General features: G+C 40.8%; 2 protein-coding genes. Both read right to left on the bottom strand.

Features of this window, described 5'->3' with window-relative positions; all coding sequences use genetic code 11:
* Positions 1 to 3: 3 nt before the first annotated feature.
* Positions 4 to 456, bottom strand: a complete 453-nt coding sequence (tnpA, locus tag AACQ17_RS07560; protein WP_094167588.1) for an IS200/IS605 family transposase — start codon at positions 454 to 456, stop codon at positions 4 to 6.
* A gap of 202 nt (positions 457 to 658) precedes the next feature.
* Complete coding sequence (locus AACQ17_RS07555) at positions 659 to 3535, bottom strand: beta-prism lectin domain-containing protein (RefSeq protein ID WP_094146897.1); 2877 nt, start codon at positions 3533 to 3535, stop codon at positions 659 to 661.
* Positions 3536 to 3743: the final 208 nt, after the last annotated feature.

Genomic DNA, 3743 nt, shown 5'->3' with positions numbered 1-3743 from the left:
CCACTACACCGTAAACGGGCTACCTGAGTACGGGATCGATAATTGCTCTCCCATTTTATCCTGCTCTAGTTGGTGCTTTATGTAACTTTGTATCTTCTCGGTATTTTTTCCTACCGTATCTACATAATACCCTCGACACCAAAATTCTCGATTCCTGTACTTGAACTTCAAATCTCCAAATCGCTCATATAGCATCAGGCTACTTTTTCCTTTCAAATACCCCATAAATGATGAAACACTCATCTTCGGTGGTATTTCTAAAAGCATATGAATATGATCTACGCAGCACTCCGCTTCAATAATATTCACACTTTTCCATTCACATAGTTTTCTAAGTATCTCGCCTACTGCCCTTCGTTTCTCACCATAGAACACCTGCCTTCGGTACTTAGGTGCAAAAACTACATGATATTTACAATTCCATCGCGTGTGCGCTAAGCTCTTTTCGTCCCCCATTGGGACCCCCTTTCAATTCTTAATTAACTCTTGCAGTTGCCAGACCACAAGACGTTTTTATCAAATTGAAAGGGGTTATATAACTGACTTATAGCTGTAAGCTTTACGGAACCCCCAGCCTAGCTGGGGGTTTTCTCGATACAATAAAAAATCCCTCGATTATCTCGAGGGATTTTCAATTATTGAATTAAAACGATATCAATTAATCGAATACAAACTGCAAGCCTTCAACTAACCAACCACCTGTCCAAACATTAATCTGCTTGATGCGTTTACCTTGCGGCACAGTGTACGTTTCAACTTTTTTGTTGCTCGCATAGTGGGTTGAACCCAATAACACGCTAGAGCCATCCTTCATCGTGAACTTAATCGCCACTATGTGGTAACCACCCCAGTTATAAAGACCAGAGGTAACTTCCACGGATTGCAATTGATCAAGAGCAATCGGTGCTCTTAGCACACCACCGTTAGTACCTTGTACTGGGCCGCCCACCAAGTTATTGGCCGTCGTGCCGATCGCATCGATCGCAAAACCAGAACGCAGATACATCTGGTTATCCGCCGTCACGACACGTTGCGATTTCTGAGTATTTGAGTAACCCCAAATTGGAGACTCACCACCCACCGTTGCACGTAATGTACTCGAACGGTATGTATTATGGCTCAACCAACTCGGTGTCGCATTTGTAGGCACTACACCATCTTGAGTAACATTCGTCAGATGGAAAGCATGCTGGTTCCAGATGCGAGTTGCATTGGCCCAAGGTTTGGATACATCAGCAGATTCATAAACAAACACACCATGATTAACGACATAGTTTTTATCAAAATCATTAGCAACAACAATCAGTTCTGCATTGTTGTCACCAGCAAGATCTACAACAATAGGATATTCCCATAAGGTCGCTGAAGAGTTTGCTATAATAGCTCTTTCATTCCCAGTTTGACCGTCTAAAATACGAACTCGCATTTGATCTTGAACGATAACTTCATCTACACCATCACCATCAAAATCGTAAGCAGAAACGCCAATCTTACCACTAGTGCGGTCATCATTTGGTACAGACCAAATTAATTCACCATTTTTGTTATACATATCAACCGCAGTATAGCCAGCATGTACGATACCTTTAACATCGTTGTTAGCCTGCTCTGATACTATCTCAAATTGCAAACCATCGATTAACCAACCTGCAGTCCATGCTTTGATATTACGGATTCTGCTGTTTTCTGGAATCTGTAAACGTTCAGTTTTTTTAGAAAAGGCATAATGTTTGGAACCCATGAAGACTGTAGAGCCATTTTTTAGATGGAATTCTAGAGCCAATACATGTTCTCCACCCCACCAATACTTACCCGACGTAATATCAATTGAAGCAACTTGATTTAATTGAAGTGGGGAATTAAAGCTACCACCATTACCGCCAGTAATAGCGTTACGTGATATCCCAATAGCATCGATAGCGGCCCCAGAACGAACAAATAATGGGTCAGAATTATTAACAGAAATCGTATATGCGGTGCTATGTCCTGTGTAACCAAACACATGAGACCACTTACTAGTTTCCGTTATTTTCTTACCTAAGAAGTTAGAGATCGCCTGAACACCACCACCAGGGTTAGACATACTATTAATTTCCCACTTCACCGAACCGTCATGCTCTAAAACTGCAAATCGGCTATTTTGCGCAGTTGCCACTGAAGCTGGAACTGACACTACAACTTCAGGAAATTCATCATCATCAAGATTGACAAGAGAAGAAAACCATGCGAAATCTTTCTTATCATATTGCCAGCTTAAAGAACCATCGGCTTTATAAAGGTCACCATTCATGAATATTTCTTGAACTTTATCTCCATCAAAATCACCACTGATAGAAGATGGCGTCCAAGAATGGGAAAATACTAAACCCGTATCGTAGTTATAAACCCCATCGGCAGAAAGTATCTCAACCGAGGAATCACCATCGAGATCAGTTAAAGTGATATTGCCTGATGCACCACCGCCCGTCTTTGTCTTCTCGATTTGCTTTTTGATATTACCTTCAATATCAAGCACGTTGATATATGCACTATTTAAACTTGTCGTAACGATTTCAACCAAACCATCACTATCAAGATCAGCAACTGCAGGAGTATAGCGAGCATCCGCAATTATACCGCCATTTGAGTAGGACCAAAGTTCAGAACCATCAACGCCACTTAACGCTCTGACAATGCCTCCCGCGTTATATTTGTTACTTTCAAATGTAACAACAATTATGTCAGCAACATCATTATTATCTATCTTACCATCATGATTATCATCATTGAGTTGTGCAACCACTGGTGTAGCCATAACCTGATTAAATTCAGGTTTGAACTGGCTACGTTCCCAAGACCATTTCAAGTTTGTTTCAATAACATCTATTGGTTTGGTATAAGGAACGACGCGCATCGAATGAGGATGCGAAAAATCAAGAATTTCACCATTATAGGCTTTAACCGCGTTGAGCAGAGAGTTTGCTGTGTCACCACCAAAAACTGCAAGGCGATTATAGGAAAGATTATCCCAATCACTGAGCATAACCCCTAAACCTTTCGGAGCTTCCACATCAACTTCATGCCCATAAATATAGGCAGGCAGAGAATAACCTGAGCGCTCTCCTTCTTTGAGACAAAAACGCTCCCCACTCTTACGACTAATAATACAGGCTTCTGGATACGTGTCTGAAGCAAGCACACGCATTGAACGAGGATGTGAAAAATCTAATATCTGCCCATTATAAGCTTTTACATTTTTAAGTTCATCATTACCGGTATAACCATCAAACATTGCTAGGCGGTTGTATGACAAATTATCCCAATCGCTAAGCATAACGGAGATGCCGCTAGGTGCCAGCACATCAACGGCATGATTATATATCCACTGCGGTAAAGAGTAGCCGGATCGTTCACCAGGCTTTAAACAGTATTTAGCACCAGTTTCACGACTAATAATACATCCTTCAGCCTCTGAATCGATTGGTGCTGCTTGTACCACCGTACTTCCAAGCGAAATTAAGCCGAAAGCAATAGTGAAATATTTCAAATTCTTCATGAGGAATCGTCCCTCTCTGGTATGTTATTTTATCATAAGTAAATGAAAATATAGTGTTCTGAGATAGCAATCAGCAATATCTGAGCTATTTCTTGTCCGCACAACTAAGAACAATCAGAATTATCAATAGCAAAGCAAGTGATTTCAACTCAAAAGGCCTTGTACTTTGTCTTAAAGGTGAGATGTATTAAATGTGAGATGTTTTTTT

It is taken from the genome of Vibrio sp. V10_P2A27P122, assembly GCF_963874335.1.
Taxonomy (GTDB): Bacteria; Pseudomonadota; Gammaproteobacteria; order Enterobacterales; family Vibrionaceae; genus Vibrio; species Vibrio anguillarum.
The sequence above is the reverse complement of the archived record's forward strand: the minus strand, read 5'-3'. Positions and strand labels throughout refer to the sequence as shown.